This is a genomic window from Pseudophaeobacter sp. TrK17 (assembly GCF_042192375.1).
Classification (GTDB): domain Bacteria; phylum Pseudomonadota; class Alphaproteobacteria; order Rhodobacterales; family Rhodobacteraceae; genus Pseudophaeobacter.
Window position 1 is genome coordinate 2,332,245 of the sequence record NZ_CP071700.1, and the last position, 19,207, is coordinate 2,351,451.

Genomic DNA, 19,207 nt, shown 5'->3' on the forward strand with positions numbered 1-19,207 from the left:
ACCTCCTCGCCGAGACTTGCATCGACCTACACCCGCTTTGTTTCGCCACACTTAGGAATGGCGCATGCAGCCAAGGCGTCAGACTGTTCAGCGAATCGAAACGAGACGTAGTCCTTTAACCCCTGCTCAAACGTAATCTTTATGGAATACGTACAAGTTACAACCCACCCCACAGAGCAATACGTCCGAAACTGACGCACCCATGGTCTAGTATCAAAACGAATCGAGACGAGAAGGAGACGCGATTGGTTCGAACGAGCATCACCCACCCCCTGCGCATTGATGACCTGGCCCTTGGAAACGGGCGACTGGGCATCACGTTTTGTCCCGGTAAGAAAGGCGAGAGTGTCTTTGGTGCCGCGTGGGATCGAGACCTTGATCTCGACATGGACGCGATCAAAGGATGGGGTGCCAGCGCCGTCTTGAGCCTTATGGAAGACCACGAATTCGAGATGCTGGGCGTGCCCAAGCTCGGCGAGGCCGTGAAGGCGCAGGGTATCGACTGGTTCCACTTTCCGGTCCAGGATCTGGACACTCCCACGGACGACGCCATGGAGAAGTGGGCCGCCCTTTCCGCTCAGTTGCATGGCACCTTGGAGCGTGGTGGCCGCGTTGTCGTGCATTGCCGCGGTGGCCTCGGCCGCGCCGGCACGATCGCTGCTTTGATGCTGACGGAACGCGGTTGGTCCGCCTCCCAGGCCATCAGCGATGTGCGTGCCGTTCGTCCGGGCGCGGTTGAAACCAAAAAACAGGAACTTTGGGTGACCCGTCGTGCCCGCCACTATGACCTACCATGCATCCGGCTCCATTCATGCCTTCTCGGTGGTGCCTTGGGCGACAGTCTAGGTGCCGAGATCGAGTTCTTGTCGCTTGATGCGATCCGGCGCAAATTCCCGGAGGGGATTTCGGATCTCCCACCGCATCAGGGCCTGCGGGGTGCAATCACCGACGACACCCAGATGACGCTGTTTACCGCCGAGGGTCTCATTCGGGCCCATGTTCGCGGTTCACTCAAGGGGATTTGTCATCCACCCTCAGTGGTTCATCATGCTCTCCTGCGCTGGTATCGTACGCAAGGCGGCAAGCCGCGCGTTGAAACAGACGACGTGGGCTTGATCTCCGATCGGCGGCTCTGGGCGCGCCGCGCGCCTGGATTGACCTGCCTGTCGTCCCTCTGTGACGCCCACAGCCTCGGAGCGCTGGCAAAAAATGACAGCAAGGGGTGCGGCACGATCATGCGCGTGGCCCCGGTGGCCCTGATGGTGCCGCGAGATCAGGTGCGATCCATTGCGATCGATACCTCTGCGCTGACGCATGGACATCCCACCGGCCAGTTGGCTGCTGCAGCCTGGGCCGAGATGCTTGCCGATGTTGCGACTGGGGCAAAGCTGGACGAAGCCGCCGCTGCAACGGCCGGGGAATACGAGCGACTCGAGAACGGCTCCGAAACCGCACGCGCTATCCACAAGGCGCTCGATGCCCCGCGGGATGGATCCCCCGAGACGGTCGAAAGCCTCGGAGGGGGTTGGACCGCCGAAGAAGCGCTGTCGATCGCGCTCTACGCCTGCCTTGCTGGAAAGACATTTGATGACGCGCTTCAGATCGCCGTCCTGCACAGCGGCGACAGCGACTCGACCGGCGCAATTGCCGGCAACATGATGGGCCTGATTGATCCGCTAGCTGCTCTGAAACATCGCTGGGCTCCGATTATCGAGGGCGCCGACGCCATCACCCGTCTGGTGCGCGATTACCTACGGCTCGAACATGAGCATGACGGCGCGGAGCAGCTGGCTCGGGCCTACCCCGGGGCATGAGCGGCAAGCCATGCCCTCTGCACATGAATTTTTCAACTGATAGAGGAGTGATCCAACACGCATGAGCAAAGGACGTAAACGGCGCTATGAAGAGGAGCGAGCAGCAAAAAAATGGGTTCTGGTGTACATAGACACCTACAGCTTTGATGAACCCGCGATCGTGTCCGACCCCATGCCTTACGACAAGGCATTGCGCGCGCTCAACAAGGCACGAGAGCAGGAAGGCCCCAACAGCTTCGACCACTTCGAACTGCGGCAGGCGCCCGTCAATGGAGATCAAAAATGCTGATCGCAGACTGCAAAGGTTGCAGCTATCTTCACTGGGCCATTGGTATCGGCCTGGGTGTCCGCGGCACACATCCGGAACACCGGATTAACGCACGGCCGCGGATGCCCCTGATTTCAGCGATCACCGATTGCCAGCTGTACAAAGCCCGAGAACCTGCACAGAAAATCAACGCTCCAACAAATAAGGATTGAGGCATGGAAAAGAACGGAAAACCAAGTTCATCGGGATCTCAAAAGGGCGAAGACGAAGCTCGACAGCAGCGAGGACGAGAATTACACGCTGCACTCTTCCCCGAAGAGTATGACCATTTGTACGACAGTATCTCCGAAGCCAAAGATCGCCAAAGAGGCGTAACTCCCATGAATGCTGACCACGTGGGGAAGACAAACACGCTGCGAGCGCAACTCGGGTTCACGCCGTTCAAGGTGGGCCCTGATGCGAACAACGATGATACTTGTGCGTGGGTTAAGGAAAAATTGCGGCAAGGCGAAGAAGCTGAGCTGCGGGAAATCCTGGCAAGCCGAGCCCGCAAGGCATTGGAAGCCGAAGACAGAAAAGAACAAGCGCGACTGCAGTTTCAGACCCCCTCTTGGTTAGACCAAAGGATCGACGACATGCTTGTGGGTGAAGAATTTATTTATGACCGGACGGACAGATCAGATCCGCAAGTAATAGCGTTTCGCATCCTGTGTATAGGGCGGTTGCAAATTAGGCCACGGTAGCGCCGGTATTTTGCCGGGGCGGGCGGCGCAAAAGTCGTCCACTTTTGCTCTCACTGTCTTTGCAGGGAGGGCCGGAGGATTTTCACCGTGGAAGTATATTTAGCCGTGCGCCGCGCGCATTTCGATGAGGGGCGCAGCAAACGTTCGATCGCCCGTGATTTTGGCCTTGCCCGTGGAACGGTCGACAAGATGTGCGCGTATTCGTCTCCCCCTGGTTACCGCCGGAGCCAGAAAGTTCGGCGCCCGAAGTTGGAAGCCTTCACCGATACAATTGACCAATGGCTTCTGGAGGATCAGAACCGTCCGAAGAAGCAACGCCATACGGCGAAGCGGATCTTTGAACGGCTCCGTGAGGAAGAAGGCTTTACCGGCGGTTATACGACCGTGAAGGACTATGTTCGGGGGCATCGTCAAAAAGCGCGGGAGATGTTCATTCCACTCGCCCATCCTCCGGGTCACGGGCAGGCCGATTTCGGTGAGGCCGTTGTCATCCTGGGGGGCGTGGAACAGAAGATCCACTTTTTTGCCTTTGACCTGCCCTACAGCGATGCATGCTATGTGCGGGCCTATCCCCGAGGCCTGTCGGCTGTTCGAGATCTTCCGCAACTCCGGTTCTGATCTGGCCGGGAAATGCGCGATCGTCACATCCTACACCCGCAACGCTTCGGAGCTGACCGGGGAAGAGGCCGGGATGGGCGAGACGGAAAAACAATACGTCTATCGTGTGTATGACCGGCTGATGACGGACCTTGCGACTGACGAAGAGGCCTACGAGATCGAGGCCCTGCGGAAGTTCCGCAAGGAACCGGCACAGATGAAGCTGCTTATCGTGGTCAGCCGCCTTCTTACCGGCTTTGATGCCCCCACGGCGACCTACATCTATATCGACAAACAGATGCGCGATCACGGGCTTTTCCAGGCGATCTGCCGAGTGAACCGTCTGGACGGGGACGACAAAGATTTCGGGTATGTGATCGACTACAAGGACCTGTTCAAGAACATCGAGACAGCCGTCGATGATTATACCTCAGGTGCGTTTGATGCATTCGACGCTGCAGACGTGGACGGCCTGATATCTTCGCGTGCCGAGCAGGCTGGCGTCGATCTGACCACCGCGCGCGACGCATGGTTCGGCCTGCTGGACCCGGTTGAACAGCCGAAAGGGGATGCCGAGGCACTCAAATATTTTTCAAGCCCAGGCGGCTGGGAGGTTGATCCTGAGGCGGATGAGAAAGCCCGCCGCCGCCAGGCGCTTTACAAGCTGGCCGGAGCCTATGCCCGGACCTTTGCATCTGTTGCGGAAGACCCAGCGGCGTCCGGGGTGAACGATCTTCAGATAGCCCAGTACCGGGGGGAAGTGGATCGCGCGCTTGCGCTCCGGGACGCTGTGCGCCTTCACAGCGGCGACGGGGTCGACATGAAACAATTCGAGCCCGCCATGCGGCACCTGATTGACACCTATATCAAGGCGGACGGGCCTGAAGTGATCTCGCATCTCGATGACATCAGCCTGATCGACTTGGTCGCCAGCAAGGGAGCGTCGGTCGAAGAAGAGCTGCCTGCCTCATTGAAGGCGAAGCGGGAAAACGTGGCTGAGGCGATCGAAAACAACGTCCGCAAGCTCATCATCGATGAAACGCCGGTGAACCCAAAATTCTATGAACGCATGTCAGAACTGCTGACGGACCTCGTCAAAAAACGGAAAGACGACGCGCTCGCCTACGCTGACTATCTGGAAAAGATCGCGGACCTGGTCCGGTCGGTCAAAGCTGGTCACGGCAGTGATTATCCGCCGAGCATGGACACGGCGGGGCGAAAAGCCCTGTACGATAACCTCGGACAGGACGAGGCGCTGACACAATCGGTCGACCAGGCGATCCGTGAAACCGCCCAGACCGGGTGGCGCGGAAACAAGATGAAGGAGCGGATGCTCCGGCGCAAGCTGTCGGAGGTTCTTGAAGACGAAGAAGCCGTCGAACAGATTATCGAGATTATCCGGTCCCATCATGAATACTGAGCAGATCGAGGTCGCGGGTCTGTCGGTTGAACTGGTCCGGAAGCCGATCAAAAACCTGCATATCGGGGTCTACCCTCCTGCCGGCCGGGTCCGGGTCGCGGCCCCTCCGGCTATCAGCGAAGACGCGATCCGGGTGGCGATTGTTACTCGGCTGGGCTGGATCAAGAACAAGCAGCGCCAGTTTGCAGAACAGGCTCGGGAACCGGAGCGGCTCTACGTATCGGGCGAGACACATTACTATTTCGGGCGTCCATTGCGACTAGGGGTCCGCCAGGCTCAGGTTCGCGCCGGGCAGATCAGTGTCGACAGCGCCGACCGGATCACCATGGTGGTCCCCCATGACGCCAGCCGGTCCGATAAAGCTCGGTGGATGTCCGCATGGTATCGTAGAGAACTCCGGGAAAAAGCCGCCCCCAGGGTATCGAAATGGGCGGCCCGTCTTGACGTTGCGGAACCCGCGTGGGGCATCCGCGCGATGCGTACGAAATGGGGATCGTGCAATCCGGATACCGGGCGTCTCTGGGTTAACCTTGATCTGGTCAAGAAGCCGCTGGTTTGTCTCGACTACGTTATCCTCCATGAAATGGCGCATTTCGTGTCGCGTCGGCATGACGACGTTTTCGTGGCCGTGCTCGACAGACACATGCCGGGGTGGCGTCAAGTACGCTCTGATTTGAACAGACTTCCCCTGAGCGCGCCAGTTGCCTCGCAACTGACGCGTGATCGTTGTTCAGAAATTTAGGGGTGACCCGATACGACCGGTGCGCCTTACAGACTGGAGGCCCCCGACCTTGTGGACGCATCCATCGCGCATAGACTGTGGTGGATACAGCGAACGACCCCACGCTCAGGCATGCCCGATCTGATAGGGTCCTCGGCTGTTCGGTGGGAGGCGCAAACCTCATGGCTTTCCCTTGCACGAGCACCGGTGTTCCGGACCGGACCCATTCGACGCTCTTCACCCACTTCAGGGATATCGGATCAGCCATCTGATCAAGCGGCTCGTCTGCCGCTGCCAGCACCATGTTTACGACATCCATGGCCCGGATATCATCGAGCAAGCGCGATCCACTCGACTCTAGCTTGAGATCCACGTCGTTCGTATGCCTCCCGACCAGCTCGCCGAGCCAGTCGGCCGCCTTGATGTCGGCGAACAGGTTACAATCCTCCTGTCGACCCTCCTGTGTCAGGGAGCCCGGAAGAGATGTATCGGTACTGCCAGTGGTCATCGCGTTCTCCGTTTCTTCTACGCAGATCGCCGGAACCCATGAAAAACCGAAGGGTCTAGTCGGGAGACTATGCTTCTGAGCGGGGCGGTCCCATTTGCTCGTACGCGCGTGCGCGCATACGAGAACCTATAGGGTTTGGGCCCAAACTCTCTATGAACGACCATCCGTGCAGAAACGCATCCGGATTTTTTTATGGGGATAAACCCCCTAATTAAGGTCCCTTTGACTTCGGATCGAAGCACCCTCGGCATATACTAGACAATGACGAGAGCAGCCTGTGGTCGATGGTTTTGACCCGGCGTCTCAGCACTAAATAGACGGGGGAACGGTAAGGTTGGCGATCGAACTGACACCACTCAGTGGGCGCGGCGGAAAACGCGAAATCAAATTCAGGATCCACGACGAGGAATTCCCAGGGATGGAGCGCAAAGCAAATGAACTCGGGTTTCGCAGTGTGAATGCCCTCGCGGCACAGGCGCTGCGTCAACATGGGACGCATGACGTCAGTAAGGTTGCCGCCCGGATGGGCGAAGCCGCAGAAGTCCTGCATGACATCCGCGCGGCAGCCCACGCAGAAAACTCACCGATTTCCCCTGATCAAGTGAAGATCATGGTCCGGACGTGGGAAGGTCTGTGCGACGCGTTGATCGCCGAGTTAAGGAAAAGGTAATGCGCCCCCATTTCACCACGCACTACACCGCCGTCGAGCTGGCGCGATATGATCTACGGAAAGGCAGTGAGGTACTCGGCGGGACCGTGATAGCGCGGTCCGCATCAAAGTTGCGCGAGTGTTTCGAGCAATTTGGCGCTTGCGGTTTTGTTCATATCACGCTGTCAGCGCCGGAGGGGATTTGGCTTGATAGAGAAACATGGCTCGACTCGGCACGATTTGTGTTGAACCGTCACCAGTTCCCCGCTGGACTGACACCTTGGGTCATGGCGCGCCATACCGACACTCCCGGTGACCACGTCCACGCTTTTGTAGCTCTCGAGTCCTTCGAGTGTCGCGAAATCAGGCCGATCCGGTCAAAAGCGCATACATCGGAAACTCACCAGCTGCTGGCCGAGCGTCTGGGTTTTCCGATACCAGAATATTTCTCATCGACAGCCCCACCCCGCATTTACGGCAACGTCCCCTTGAGGCGGTTGAACCGAGACCCAGAATATCAGCGTTTGGCAGATGACCTCAATGCGGGTCTTACGAAATGGCCGGAAAACCTGGACGCCTTGAACGATGCGCTGTCAGCCTTGGCGAGCCCTTATCAGATAAGTGAAGACGTCAACGTGTATGGTCATCCGAGCCTCGTCTGCGAGCGCATGGCGCGCCGGATTCGACCGAGTGCGTTGGGTGACGCCTTCTTTCCCGTAAACCTGAAGAAAAGGATCGACTGGGCGGGACGGCTCACGCGAGCGCGGCTCAACTTAGACATGGCTGTCCTCCTAAACACACCCGAGATCCTGAAAGCCTTGGACCATGCCGAACATGAAAAATCAGACCACAGACATTCTTTGAGAGGAAACCCGCCAGATGCCGCCGAAGACCGAAAAACCGGTGCACCAGATCCCGGACGAGATGGAAAAATTAACCGCCAGGTTGAAAACGATCAGGGGAGACGTGCAGATCTTGCATCCCCTCTTGGACCTGCTGGAGGACCCGGACGCCTCAGGCCCGGGCGGGACGGCAGCGGTTCGTCTGATCAAGATGATAACGGACATGAAAACCAGGCACGAAGCGATCGAGGCCGAGGTGGCGGACGTCAAAGAGGCGGTCCTGATGATCAAGGAAAAATCCGACACCATGGCCGAAATACTGGATCGCCTGGACACAGTGCTAAACAGCGAGGTGGATTAACGCTACTCGGCTGGGTTGCGCGCGTGTTGAAAATCGCGGGCCGGGTCACTCCGGGGTTCAGACATAGCCTCGATATTGTGGCCCGAAGTTTGCGGTTGAGGTTCAGGGATAAGAGCGCGATTGACGTGATGCCGGGCAGAGTGACCCTGCGTGAGGCTGGTGATTTGTCTTCGAAAGACGCGCGCCTTTTCACATCAGCTTATGCGTCGGATTTTGAACGCCATGATGTGCTAGAGAGCATTCTTGATCCTAATCTACCGCTGACACCGGGGATGACGCTCTGCGGAACTGCCCCATCAAAAGGACATCTCTCGAAGAAGAAACCGCCTCCGGTACGATTGATGTGTCTGGGGCTCGACCTCGATCCCGTCAGTGAACTGGTTGAACTTCTTCATGGGGCGATCGAAGGCGCGCTGGTCGCGGGGCCTGTGTGTCAAATAGGGGATGGCCCCACGCTTCAGGAAAACCATCCGCGTGTTCTAGTAATCGGTTCACAAGCGGAGGAACGCTTGCAAGCGCGCGACCTGAAGCTCGCGTCCATCCTGAACGATGTGATCACGACATGTCCCGACATGACCTGTGTGCTGCCAGATGGAACTATCACAAGAGCCATTGAGTTGTCCCTGCTCGCACCCGAGGGCCTACCGAAAGCGGTTCAACCCCACCCTGAAAACAGGCCGAATGACGAACTGATTGACGATCGGTATTCAGCAGAAAGCGATACCCCGTCCGACGGGCCTGAACCCAGCTTCTGAGCGTGGAACAAACTGAAATACATGTCGCGCATACCGCACCTCAAACTGTCTGAGCCAAGGTGGTGGCGCGGCGAGACATCGAGGGGCAGCTTTTGCGACCTTGGAACGGACGGGGAATGCATCATGAACACCACCCCGCCCCTTGAGAGTTGTCCGGATTTGGACTATGTGTTCGGAATCGAAGGAGGCCCCACATGATCATTCTTCAGCTGCCCGAACAGGCCGGGTCGGAGCCCGTCCCGCAGGAGATCGACGCGGATGCGCGCCGCCGCGTCAGCGGTCCGGGCCTGCGCACCTTCCTCGCTATCGCTGATCTCTACGGGATCCCCACGCGGGACCGGATCGCGCTCCTCGGTGAGCCGTCGAACTCGACCTATCACGAGTGGGTCAGGAAGGCCCGCGCCGCGGCGCCCCTGTCCCTGCCGCTCGATACGCTCACCCGCATCTCGGGGATCCTCGGCGTTCACAAGGCGCTCGGCGTCCTCTTCCCGATCGAGGCGGAAGCGATGACCTGGCTCAAGGGCCCGCATCGCGGCGAGGTCTTCGGGGGCCAGGCCCCGCTGGAGGTGATGATCGGAGGCGGCCTTGACGGGATCCTAACGGTGCGCCGCTACCTCGACGGCTGGCGCGGCGGGCTGCGCGGAGGACCGAGCGACGGGGCCGATATCGAGCCGGTGCGCCCGACGGACCTCGTCTTCACGTGACGCGCCTCGCCCGGGCGCCCGAGCGCACACATCGCCTGATCCCGTCCCGCTTCCCCCCGATCGCCGCGTTCGAGACAGTGGCAGCCCCCGAGGATCTCGCCCCGGTCTTCGAGCTCGAGGGCTGGACTAACGACCGGCTCGTGGCGCCCCGGCTCCGGCGGCTTGCGAGGTCCGACTGGGTCTACGGCCGCCCCAACGCCAGCGTCGTCATGGCCGCGTTCCTGCAAGGGGCGCCACAGGGGAGCCGGTTCGCCGGCCCGGACCTCGGCGCTTGGTACGCCGCGAGCGCGCTCGAGACCGCCGTCCTTGAACTGGTCAATGGGATCCGCCGAGAGATCGCCCTGAGCGCGCTCCAGCAGAAGACGGAGGAGCTGCGCGAGTACACCGCTCACCTCGAGGGGGAGTTCGTCGACATCCGCGGCGCGCGCCCGGACCTGCACGACCCGGACCCCGCGACCTACCCCGCTACCCAGGTTTTCGGCCGGTCCGTCCGGACCGGCCCGCATGACGGGATCGTCTATGACAGCGTGCGGCACCCAGGCGGGGTCAACTGGGTCTCCTACCGGCCGACCCAGATCATCGACGTGCTCCAGGCCCGGCATTTCCGGGTCGTCGTCCCCCGCTCCGGAAAGGTCCTCTTGGAGCAGCTGGGGCCGCCCTGAACGATCCCGGACCGCCCCCGCCACGCGACGCTACTGACAGAGCCCGAGCCGCTCCGCTGAACCCCACAGGTGACCCTCATGGCAGACCACGCCGCCTCCGACCCCTCTCCGGCCTCCTCGAGGACGCCCGGCGCCGGCTCGTGGCGACGGGTGAGAACGGCGGTGCAAAATTAGACCACGGTAGCGCCGCCATGTTGGCGGTGCGGGCGGCGTAAAAGTCGCCCACTTTTGCCCATCTTGTGACAGCAAGGAGGGCGGGGAGATTTACACCGTGGATTTGTATTTGAAGGTTCGCCTGGCGTGTGGCGAGGGGATGAGCCAGCGAGAGGCAGCGCGTCATTTCAACATTTCGCGCGACAGCGTAGCGAAGATGTTGGCGTTTTCAGTGCCGCCTGGTTATCGGCGTCAGAAGCCGATCAAGCGCCCGAAGCTGGACGGGTTCACCGAGATCATCGACGCGTGGCTAGACGGGGATCGTGAGACCCACCGCAAGCAGCGCCATACCGCCAAGCGCGTTTATGACCGGTTGCGCGAGGAGCACGGTTTCACCGGCGGCTACACGATCATCAAGGACTATATCCGGGAGCGCGAGCGACGTGGACGTGAGGTGTTCGTGCCGCTCGCCCACCCGCCCGGGGATGCCCAGGCAGATTTCGGCGAAGCCGTGGTGATCATTGATGGCGTCGAGCAGAAGGCCCATTTCTTCGTCCTGGATCTGCCGCACAGCGACGCCTGCTTCGTGCGGGCATATCCCGCGGCAACGGCGGAGGCGTGGATGGACGGCCATGTCCACGCCTTTGCCTTCTTCGGCGGCGTGCCGCAGTCGGTGCTCTATGACAACGACCGCTGTCTGGTTTCGAAGATCCTGGCGGACGGGACGCGTAAGCGCGCCACGCTGTTCAGTGCCCTGCAATCGCATTACCTGGTTCGGGATCGCTACGGGCGTCCGGGCAAGGGCAACGACAAGGGTAAGGTCGAGGGCATCGTTGGTTACGCTCGCCGGAACTTCATGGTGCCGATTCCACGTTTCGCCAGCTGGGAAGCGTTCAACGCAGACCTGGAGGCTCAATGCCGCCAACGCCAGAACGACACCCTGCGCGGCCACAAGGAAACGATCGGCGATCGATTGCAGCGCGATCTGGCGGCGATGAAGCCACTGCCCGGGGCACCGTTCGAAGCTTGTGCCCAGGCCAGCGGTCGGGTCAGTTCGCAGTGTCTCGTGCGCTATGAGACCAACGATTACTCGGTGCCTGTCGCCTATGGCCATCAGGATGTCTGGGTTCGGGGCTATGTCGATCAGGTCGTGATCGGCTGCCGGGGAGACGTGATCGCACGGCATCCGCGGTGCTACGCGCGTGAGGATGTGGTCTTCGACCCGATCCACTACCTTCCGCTGATCGAGCGCAAGATCAACGCTTTGGATCAGGCTGCGCCTTTGGCGGAGTGGGACCTGCCCGAAGAGTTCCAGACCCTGCGTCGCCTCATGGAGGCACACATGCTGAAGATGGGGCGGCGTGAGTATGTGCAGGTTTTGCGTCTGCTGGAGACATTCGGGCTCGATGACCTGCACGCGGCGGTCAAGGATGCGCTGCGCCTGCGCGCGACAGGCTTCGATGCGGTCAAGCACCTTTTGCTCTGTCGGATCGAGAAACGACCGCCCAAGCTCGACATGTCCAGCTATCCCTACCTGCCGCGTGCTGACGTCGAGACGACCTCGACCGCGAGCTATATGGCCCTGATGGCGGAGGCGGCGGAATGACGGAGGCCCCGCAGATCCTGCTCGCCCATCACCTGAAGACACTGAAGCTGCCCACGTTCCTACGGGAATACGAGAAGCAGGCCCGCCAATGCGCCACCGAAGGGCTGGATCACGTCCAGTTCCTGGCGCGCTTGGTCGAGATGGAGATGATCGATCGCGAACGACGGATGGTCGAGCGCCGCATTAAGGCGGCGAAGTTCCCGGCCGCCAAAAGCCTCGACAGCTTTGACTTCAAGGCAATCCCAAAGCTCAACAAGATGCAGGTGCTGGAACTTGCCCGCTGCGAATGGATCGAGCGGCGCGAGAATGTCATCGCCCTCGGGCCAAGCGGCACCGGCAAGACGCACATTGCCCTAGGCCTCGGCCTGGCGGCTTGCCAGAAGGGGCTACCCGTCCGTTTCATCACCGCCAGCGCGCTGGTCAATGAGCTAATGGAGGCCCGCGACGAGCGCCGTCTGCTGCGCCTGCAAAAACAGATGGCCAGCGTCAAGCTGCTCATCATCGACGAGCTGGGCTTCGTGCCGCTCTCCAAGACCGGGGCCGAGCTGCTGTTCGAGCTGATCTCGCAGCGCTATGAGCGCGGCGCCACCATGATCACCAGCAACCTGCCATTCGACGAATGGACGGAAACCTTCGGCACGGAACGCCTGACCGGCGCCCTTCTCGACAGGCTGACCCATCACGTCAACATCCTCGAGATGAACGGCGAAAGCTATCGCCTGGCACAAAGCCAAGCGCGAAAAGCCACCAAAACCACCTGATCGAAAATCCATGACTTGGCCCTCACGGGCCAAGGCGGCCAGTCAACCGCCAGCTATTTGGGGAGCGCGGTCGACTGGCCGCCGCCACGTGGCGCACGTCAGGCCCAAATCCAAAGTGGCCGGGTTTTGCGTCGCCCAATGGCCGGATTTTACTCCGCCGTTGACAACGGGGCCCCGGAACCGGCTGATCCACGTGAACCGGTCCGCGAGACGGGCGAACGTCCGCGATGTGGTGGGCGAGCGCAGCGCCGACGTCTTCGATCTGCTCCGGACGAGCGGCAAGAGCATGCGCTTCCAGCCCGCCGAGGAGGACGAGACCCCGCCCGGGGCGGACAAGCTCGCCCTGGTGATAGAGACAGCCCGGACCGTCCGGTCCGGCCAAGAGCTGGCAAGGTGGCCATGGGAACGAGCGAGACCAACCATTCCCGCTCGCAGTCGGGAACGGCCCTCACCTGCCGTTCAGTCCCTGGCTGATCGCAGCGGTGCAGCTTCACACCAAACCGGCCACTCGTCGAACGCGCAGCATCTGCGGGGGGTCGACGTCGGCAGTTCGCAGGAAGAGAATGCATGTCGGCAAAGGCCGAGCTTATGCCTCCAATGCTACTAACTGCTCCAGAGCGCCTGAGCAGTGAGTGACCAAAGCCGAGAATACCAAGCATATTCGGCGATTATCTCCCACCAACCGCCTTTCTGTTCTCGCCGCCTAAAAGCCGGCCTCTTGTTCGATTGATAACCTTCGCCGCGGATCCGTTTCCTCAGCATTTCCTTGAATCCATGCAAGGATATGCCGAGAGTCTTCTACCGAAACCGTTGCATCGCGAGAGATGCGGAACCCTGCCATGCGCTCAAGATCGCGAGTTCCCAGCATCGATCCTTCTAAGTATGTTCGGATCGAAAAGACCGGCATGGGGTCTGGAAAAAATGATTTAGCCGCAGCATTCACGCGCAGCGTGCGCAAGACGAGTGCCCCGTCACCGTGCGGCATGAGCATGTCGTACGTCATGTCGTCCTTCAGCTTGGTCAGATTGTGCTCGAGCCCCGAAGCCAACATGGCTCGAAGGGAACGCGCCTTCTGAAGGACCTGGAGGACATCGGCGTTCAGTGTCTCGGGGGTCGAAGCTCCGCGTTCCATCAACCTGGAAATGGCATGGTGCGAGATATTGGCGGCGATATTTATGTGCGAATTACTCTCTCCGGCGCTCGCGATACACAAAAAATCGGCAAGAATGACTGATCGTTCAGAAAAAGCCACCCCCTCTTCGCCGGTCAATGCAAAGACATCAGTTTCACGGGCAGACGCCATCCGAACGGAAAATACAGCCTTCATTACTTTGTCCCATTGGGCCAAATGGGCGCCGCCAAACGCAGGGCGCACATTCTTGGATACGCGCTCGATAACGCGACCCGGTTTCTTGGAGGGAACGGATTTATTAAATGCGGACAGTGCAGCTTTGCACCGCGGCGAGTTCAACCAGTCTGTTATCACGCTCAGATCTGGACGATCCTGGATGAACTTCGTAGCGTGGCCCTCAGCCAATCTTTTGTACAACGCTTGCGCTCCCTGCGGTCAAATAACTGTCACTGCGTCAATGACTTGCAAGTACGGATGTTCCTTGTATCCATGCTGCTCCATTGCCTCAAAGGACTTCAATCGTCATAGCCTTCCAGCCCCAACTGCTTTTTTTCTTGTTAAAGTTGATAACGGCCCGGCCTGACACAAGTTCGCCATCCTGAAGGTCATGGCAGCGAACGATGTCAGGCGGAATGAATATCCCATCATCGGTGAAACCCATGCCATTGCTGATCCGCACGGCGCTCCGGAAACGTCGGCAAACGGTGTCTCCCACCTCTGCATCGGTGGGAGTGGCGGTCACGACACGAGAGCGTACCCCTTTTCGCGTGCTGTAGCGGGCCATCCGCAAGGCGATGTGATCACCTATCGAAGCATTGATGTCCGAAAGGGAAATCACGCTGTCTATCTCCCGGCCAGCAATGACATGTAGAAGCCCTTTCGCCGTGTTCACGTGATCTACCACGCCCACGATCTCATGGAAGGTGTCATGAAATACACCGTCATCGCGTAAAGCGGCCGAATAGATCTTTATGCGGTCGTTGATCGATATTCCGAGATCAGCCTTGATCCGGATTGGCTGACCGGACTGTAGGTTTTTCAGACCCAACGCGCGTTCGGGAACGGTGATCTCTCGCGCCACCGGGTTGTCCGCGATATATAGTCGGCGGAGAGTTTTTCGCTTTTCGCCATCAATCGAGAAGCTGTCGCCGACACACGCGTCAATCCAATCGATGTCTTCGAAAAGAATCTCCTCTGCGCGACCTGAAAACCGGAGGTAGAATTTCTTGCTTGGAGGAGTGGCCGCAGTTCCCAAATACCACGACGCCGCCATCAGCTCTTCAGCCTCACGGGGAACGCGGTACCCTGTTTTCGCACGATGCGCGAGAACCGTATCGATTTCGCCTCGTGCCTCGGCCAGATAACCTTGGATGCTCAATTCTCGCGCAAGCTTGAGACGCAAGCGCCCCACGAAATCCTCTTCAGAGGGACACAGCAAGCCCTTGCAGTAGCATGCAACACGGAGGTTCGGGTCGACCTGAAGGTCGCCAAGCAGGTCCCATGCCCAAAATTCCTGCGACTTCTCCCGGGCAAACAGGATCGCCTGCTCACGCGCCTCATCCTGGCGGCCAAGCGAAGCGAGAAACTTGACCATGTTCTGGCGAAACCAGACGTTATCGGGATAGCGCGTCATCATCGCTTCAAGATGAGGCTGTAACCCAGCGATGGCTCGCATATTTCCCGCCGCTGCGGCATCCTTGCTTGCTCGCTGCACAACCTTTTCGGCAAGCGCTGGTAGGGTCTTTCCCTCGGCAGTCGTGAAGCGGTCGTAGTCGTCAGCGAGAAAGTTCTCGAGCCCCCACAAACCCACAAATGCCGGCAGGTCGAGATGATTCCCGGAAGCGAGTTGCCAGGCGATTTGCAGCATGCAGCTGTGAAGGGGCGAGGGTCGATCGACGCTGAGCTTCATGTACGTGTTAAGATTGCGACGGGCTTGCCCGATTGCAGCAAGCGCCGGGGTGTCGGACGTCGACAGGATTTCTTTGGTCCAGCGATAGAGGTCCCAGCCGTAGCCCAGATGATCGGTTGGGTAGAGCCCATCCTTCGCAAGAAAGTCGTGGTAGACGCGGCAGGCTTGCTCATGGCGTCCTGCCTTGCTATGGTTACGGGCGGAAAGGATCTCGTGACGTCCTTTCTCCGCAAGAGAGAGCGCGAACCGACGCTGATTTTCGAGGATATCGTCCCCCTCTGGCACAGGCAGCGCCTCGAGTTCGCCGGCAAACGACGAAAGGCGCGCCCTGTCGTTCTGGCGGGCGGCACCTTTGAGCAGATCGACAAGACACCAGCTTAGTGCCCGCACATCCCAGTCATCGGCATGGGGACTCGCCATCGCCTCTTTTGCCAGCGCGTAAGCTCGGTCCAGTTCCCCCGCCTTGCGGAGACGGAAGATCTCCTTAGTGTCGCTCATGTGCTCATCTCGACGGTCAGGATTTCGATCAGTTCGCACAGGAGCACAGATGGTTCGCGAACATGTCCGACCGGCTGACACTTAGTGAAGACATGCTTGCCGTTGTAGTAGATGTCGACCGCAGCATGCTCTCCAAAGCGCTGAAAACTGTAGCGCTGGAACCACTGTTTCTGCTCGAGACCAACGATTTTGATCGCGTGAGCATGCATTCGGCTTGAAAGCTTTTGGTGAAACTCCGCCAGGAACTGATGTGTAAAATTCGGTCCCTGAATGCCGTTGGCAGGAGCGCCGCCTGGCATTGAGGCCGGAAGTGCTGCGCAGCTTTCGCCGACCATGCCGGAAAGATTTGCCATCAGCAGATCCGTCAGCCCACCCGATTGCGCAGCGATGACGCGGGTGATTTTGAGCTTGCCGTTGTAGCAGATGTTGATCCTCGCCTGGCCTTCGCCGTGGCGAAAGAAATAGGCCTCCTGATATTGGTTATGTTCGATGCCTTCGATCTCGATGGCTGCTCCGTCCAGCAAGGCTTCGACCCGCTGGCGGATGACTTCGCGAAAATCAACCGGCGTCGCCAGGTCTGGAGCGACCGACACGGTCCTCTCGAGGTCGACCGTTGCGAGGCGCTTTGGTGCCGGGGTCGCCTCGAAATTCGCGGAAGGGTTCGATGCGCCGAGAAGGCTTGGAGCGAGGCCTGCGGGTTTGATCCCAGAGCCTACCTCGATTCTTGGTGGATCAAGGAGGAAGAGGTGCGATTTCGCGCGCGTGCATGCCGTGTAGAGCCAACGGAAATTGTCGGCCGCCAGCGGATTGCCCAACGAGTTGCAGCTGACGATGGCTGTGTCCCACTCGCTGCCCTGCGCCTTGTGGCAGGTGATGGCGTATCCGAATTTGACCCGCAGCGCATTGAAGAATGGGTCATCCATCAACGCTTGGCGAAACGCCTGTGGGTCCTTCCGGAGCGCGGCATACCTCTGACAAAAATCAACGTAGAGTGCTTTGTTCTCGTCAGAGCTGAGTTGAGGTCGGTCCTCGTAGAGAAGGTTCTCAAGGATGTTCGTGGTAACAAAGACCACCGATCCATCGACCAAACGCAACCCGAGATCTGCCTCCCTGAAAGAAAGCTCTACGGGGACCTCTTCTACGGCCCCGGTTTCCTCGTTCTTTCGACGAAGCGTGACCCGGCGAATCTTTCGATCATCTGAGATTGACCGGACAAAAGCGAAGTCCCCGTTTGCGATACGTATGCCCGAGACCTTGGTGTTCTTCACCACCATGAGTTTGTCACCCGGCGCCGCTTCGGGCTGATTTAGAAACAACCGTTCACGTATGGACCGGTTGAACATGCCGGCCTCGGCGTTCGATCGGGTGATGACGACCGAAGAGTTGTTAACACGGTTTCCGGACGCCTCAAGGAATGTCGAGACGACCTGTTCCATACAGACACGATCGACGTCCGTCAGCCTGGTGTCGAATGCCAGCTTATTGAAGACACCGCGTTTCAGGCTTTCCCGCAAGGGCTGTACATTCTTGAGAATGCCGCTGTCGGCCTTCTGGCGAACGACATCGGAAAGTTCGTATTCGAATACCCGAACGCCGAAATTCTCCACGAGGTAGTCAGTCGACAAGGCTGGTGAGAACGACATACCAACAGGCGGCAACTGAGCATCGTCACCAATCAGGATCAGTTTCTTGCGATGCTCGTTGTTGTCGAAGTTGACGAAATACATCAGGTCGCGCAGGACGTGGCCTGAGCCGAATTGAAAAAACTCCGCTTCTGAGTATTGATCGGAGATCAGGGAGGCTTCATCCGTGATGAAAACGGTGTCCGCTGGTGCATCGTTCACAGACATGCTGACGATGAGCTTGTATGTCTCGGAACCTTCCACCCCCTCGGTCTTATGCTCTTCGATCTTGTCGAAGTCGTAGATCATTCCGTGGATGGTTGAAGCGTCGGCCTGGGTTTTTTCCTGGATGACTTTGGCTGCCCGTCCCGTAGGAGCTGAGAGCGCGTATGTCCGGCGCTGAGCCTGCAGCAACTTTACGAGGGCATCGATCAAAAAAGTCTTGCCGGTGCCCGCATGCCCCTTGAGAAGGAAAACGTCGTGACTATTGCTTTCGAGGAAGTTTCCAAGATGGATAACAACCTCAGTCTGGCCCGGCGTCAGATCAAAATCGCGGAGCAGGTTAAAAAGATACTTTGCTGTCGTTGTCAAGCCGTCACGGGCAAGAAAATTGGCATCCAAAATTTTTCGGGCAGATGCCCCTCCAGACGTGTTAAAGGCCTTTCCGAAAAAAACGGTATGGCGCGCAAGTGACTCCAACCGGTAGACAATCATGAAGTCAGTTAGGCATCAACCCTACTTTGTCGAACTTTGGCTGGCCACCGCCCCCCCTTTATCCTTGGGCGACTTCTCCGAGTGTCTCGGAGCCGGATATGCCCACCGGGGTGTAATAGCTCAGAACGGCGATATAGATGCGAATGCTGCGCTCCGCACGAAGGACCGCCTCCGAAAAAACGGCACTGCGGTGATCTGCTGTTCTGGGAGGCAACTATGGGCCGGTCTGATCGGCTCTCGTCCGGCCGCCGCGCCCACGCCGAGCGTAGGCTCGATGTCGCATCGCGGTCATTCATGCGAAGCACCGCGAACGACTGCTATCCGCCCTGCCTGTCGAATGCTGCGGCGCGGCGATGCTTCCGCGCCATCCACTCTGGGACCAGTTTGAAGTCGTACTTTCATGAGATCATTGTTCTCCAGCAATTGTACAGAGCACAGGGGGGCCGCCGGGGCGGCAAAGCGGGCCATAGGGGCCCGCAAAGACACCGCATGGCGCGGTGCAAAGGGGTCTAAACGAGACATCGGAACTGAATAAGCTGATGACACCGGGTCATCACGACCGGAACGGATTACGCAACTACTGGGTGTCGCCGAATTTAATTTTCGACATTGAACTGATGCGGGTCTTGCATCATGCGGCCCCACTACTTACACTTTCTTGTCACAAACGTTTCACAAAATGGCGGTTCCGACCTCCATGAGACAGGAACACAGTCGTTTCTTTTCAGTGCGTTACGGCGAGAGGGAAAACTTAGGTCCGTTCCCTAC

At 59.0% G+C, this 19,207-nt stretch carries 16 protein-coding genes and 1 pseudogene; 14 read left to right on the forward strand and 3 right to left on the reverse strand.

Translation table 11 applies throughout. From position 1 onward, the window contains the following. The first annotated feature begins 245 nt into the window (after positions 1–245). From JZI28_RS10935 to istB, 14 genes and pseudogenes are all read left to right on the forward strand, one after another. Complete coding sequence (locus tag JZI28_RS10935) at positions 246–1,814, forward strand: ADP-ribosylglycohydrolase family protein (protein WP_375697601.1); 1,569 nt, start codon at positions 246–248, stop codon at positions 1,812–1,814. Between the two features lie 61 nt (positions 1,815–1,875). Next, the gene (locus JZI28_RS10940; protein ID WP_375697602.1) at positions 1,876–2,103 is read left to right on the forward strand and encodes a hypothetical protein; all 228 of its coding nucleotides are present in this window, start codon (positions 1,876–1,878) and stop codon (positions 2,101–2,103) included. After that, on the forward strand, positions 2,097–2,294 hold the full coding sequence (locus tag JZI28_RS10945) for a hypothetical protein (protein ID WP_375697603.1): 198 nt from the start codon (positions 2,097–2,099) through the stop codon (positions 2,292–2,294). Before JZI28_RS10940 ends, JZI28_RS10945 begins: the two co-directional genes overlap by 7 nt. Positions 2,295–2,297: 3 nt before the next feature. Further along, complete coding sequence (locus JZI28_RS10950) at positions 2,298–2,825, forward strand: hypothetical protein (RefSeq protein WP_375697604.1); 528 nt, start codon at positions 2,298–2,300, stop codon at positions 2,823–2,825. A 78-nt stretch (positions 2,826–2,903) separates the two neighbouring features. Beyond that, positions 2,904–3,410: pseudogene (locus tag JZI28_RS10955) on the forward strand (IS21 family transposase); the annotation flags it as partial. Next, positions 3,382–4,842 (forward strand): hypothetical protein, encoded by a 1,461-nt coding sequence (locus tag JZI28_RS10960; RefSeq protein WP_375700092.1) that lies wholly within the window; start codon positions 3,382–3,384, stop codon positions 4,840–4,842. The pseudogene JZI28_RS10955 and the gene JZI28_RS10960, both read left to right, overlap by 29 nt. Further along, entirely contained in the window at positions 4,832–5,584 is a 753-nt protein-coding gene (locus JZI28_RS10965; protein WP_375697605.1) for a M48 family metallopeptidase, read from the forward strand. Before JZI28_RS10960 ends, JZI28_RS10965 begins: the two co-directional genes overlap by 11 nt. An 821-nt stretch (positions 5,585–6,405) precedes the next feature. Beyond that, positions 6,406–6,741, forward strand: coding sequence for a hypothetical protein (locus JZI28_RS10970; protein ID WP_375697606.1), 336 nt, complete (start codon positions 6,406–6,408; stop codon positions 6,739–6,741). A gap of 858 nt (positions 6,742–7,599) precedes the next feature. Further along, positions 7,600–7,923, forward strand: coding sequence for a hypothetical protein (locus JZI28_RS10975; RefSeq protein WP_375697607.1), 324 nt, complete (start codon positions 7,600–7,602; stop codon positions 7,921–7,923). Positions 7,924–8,063: 140 nt separating this feature from the next. After that, the gene (locus tag JZI28_RS10980; RefSeq protein WP_375697608.1) at positions 8,064–8,678 is read left to right on the forward strand and encodes a hypothetical protein; all 615 of its coding nucleotides are present in this window, start codon (positions 8,064–8,066) and stop codon (positions 8,676–8,678) included. Between the two features lie 194 nt (positions 8,679–8,872). Continuing rightward, the gene (locus JZI28_RS10985; protein ID WP_375697609.1) at positions 8,873–9,382 is read left to right on the forward strand and encodes an MbcA/ParS/Xre antitoxin family protein; all 510 of its coding nucleotides are present in this window, start codon (positions 8,873–8,875) and stop codon (positions 9,380–9,382) included. Further along, on the forward strand, positions 9,379–10,044 hold the full coding sequence (locus tag JZI28_RS10990; RefSeq protein WP_375697610.1) for an RES family NAD+ phosphorylase: 666 nt from the start codon (positions 9,379–9,381) through the stop codon (positions 10,042–10,044). The genes JZI28_RS10985 and JZI28_RS10990 overlap by 4 nt, the downstream gene beginning before the upstream one ends. Before the next feature lie 313 nt (positions 10,045–10,357). Beyond that, positions 10,358–11,803 (forward strand): IS21 family transposase, encoded by a 1,446-nt coding sequence (istA, locus tag JZI28_RS10995; protein WP_375700093.1) that lies wholly within the window; start codon positions 10,358–10,360, stop codon positions 11,801–11,803. Continuing rightward, positions 11,800–12,564 carry an IS21-like element helper ATPase IstB gene (gene istB / locus JZI28_RS11000; protein WP_375697611.1) on the forward strand — a complete coding sequence of 255 codons (765 nt, stop codon included), beginning with the start codon at positions 11,800–11,802 and terminating at the stop codon, positions 12,562–12,564. The genes istA and istB overlap by 4 nt, the downstream gene beginning before the upstream one ends. A 703-nt stretch (positions 12,565–13,267) precedes the next feature. Here istB and JZI28_RS11005 read toward each other — a convergent pair. The 3 genes from JZI28_RS11005 to JZI28_RS11015 form a co-directional block, all read right to left on the reverse strand. Further along, positions 13,268–13,891: a hypothetical protein gene (locus JZI28_RS11005; RefSeq protein ID WP_375697612.1), complete on the reverse strand. Its 624-nt coding sequence runs from the start codon at positions 13,889–13,891 to the stop codon at positions 13,268–13,270. 310 nt (positions 13,892–14,201) lie between these two features. Beyond that, a complete protein-coding gene (locus JZI28_RS11010; protein ID WP_375697613.1) occupies positions 14,202–16,103 on the reverse strand; it encodes a DUF7017 domain-containing protein in 1,902 nt (633 codons plus the stop codon). After that, complete coding sequence (locus JZI28_RS11015) at positions 16,100–18,439, reverse strand: ATP-dependent RecD-like DNA helicase (protein ID WP_375697614.1); 2,340 nt, start codon at positions 18,437–18,439, stop codon at positions 16,100–16,102. Before JZI28_RS11015 ends, JZI28_RS11010 begins: the two co-directional genes overlap by 4 nt. Positions 18,440–19,207 lie beyond the last annotated feature (768 nt).

Coding starts and splice junctions, on each gene's coding strand:
- JZI28_RS10940 (WP_375697602.1), top strand. CDS start 1,876: ATGAGCAAAGGACGTAAACGGCGCTATGAAGAGGAGCGAGCAGCAAAA.
- JZI28_RS10945 (WP_375697603.1), top strand. CDS start 2,097: ATGCTGATCGCAGACTGCAAAGGTTGCAGCTATCTTCACTGGGCCATT.
- JZI28_RS10950 (WP_375697604.1), top strand. CDS start 2,298: ATGGAAAAGAACGGAAAACCAAGTTCATCGGGATCTCAAAAGGGCGAA.
- JZI28_RS10960 (WP_375700092.1), top strand. CDS start 3,382: ATGTGCGGGCCTATCCCCGAGGCCTGTCGGCTGTTCGAGATCTTCCGC.
- JZI28_RS10965 (WP_375697605.1), top strand. CDS start 4,832: ATGAATACTGAGCAGATCGAGGTCGCGGGTCTGTCGGTTGAACTGGTC.
- JZI28_RS10975 (WP_375697607.1), top strand. CDS start 7,600: ATGCCGCCGAAGACCGAAAAACCGGTGCACCAGATCCCGGACGAGATG.
- JZI28_RS10985 (WP_375697609.1), top strand. CDS start 8,873: ATGATCATTCTTCAGCTGCCCGAACAGGCCGGGTCGGAGCCCGTCCCG.
- istA (WP_375700093.1), top strand. CDS start 10,358: ATGAGCCAGCGAGAGGCAGCGCGTCATTTCAACATTTCGCGCGACAGC.
- istB (WP_375697611.1), top strand. CDS start 11,800: ATGACGGAGGCCCCGCAGATCCTGCTCGCCCATCACCTGAAGACACTG.
- JZI28_RS11005 (WP_375697612.1), bottom strand. CDS start 13,891: ATGAAGGCTGTATTTTCCGTTCGGATGGCGTCTGCCCGTGAAACTGAT.
- JZI28_RS11010 (WP_375697613.1), bottom strand. CDS start 16,103: ATGAGCGACACTAAGGAGATCTTCCGTCTCCGCAAGGCGGGGGAACTG.
- JZI28_RS11015 (WP_375697614.1), bottom strand. CDS start 18,439: ATGATTGTCTACCGGTTGGAGTCACTTGCGCGCCATACCGTTTTTTTC.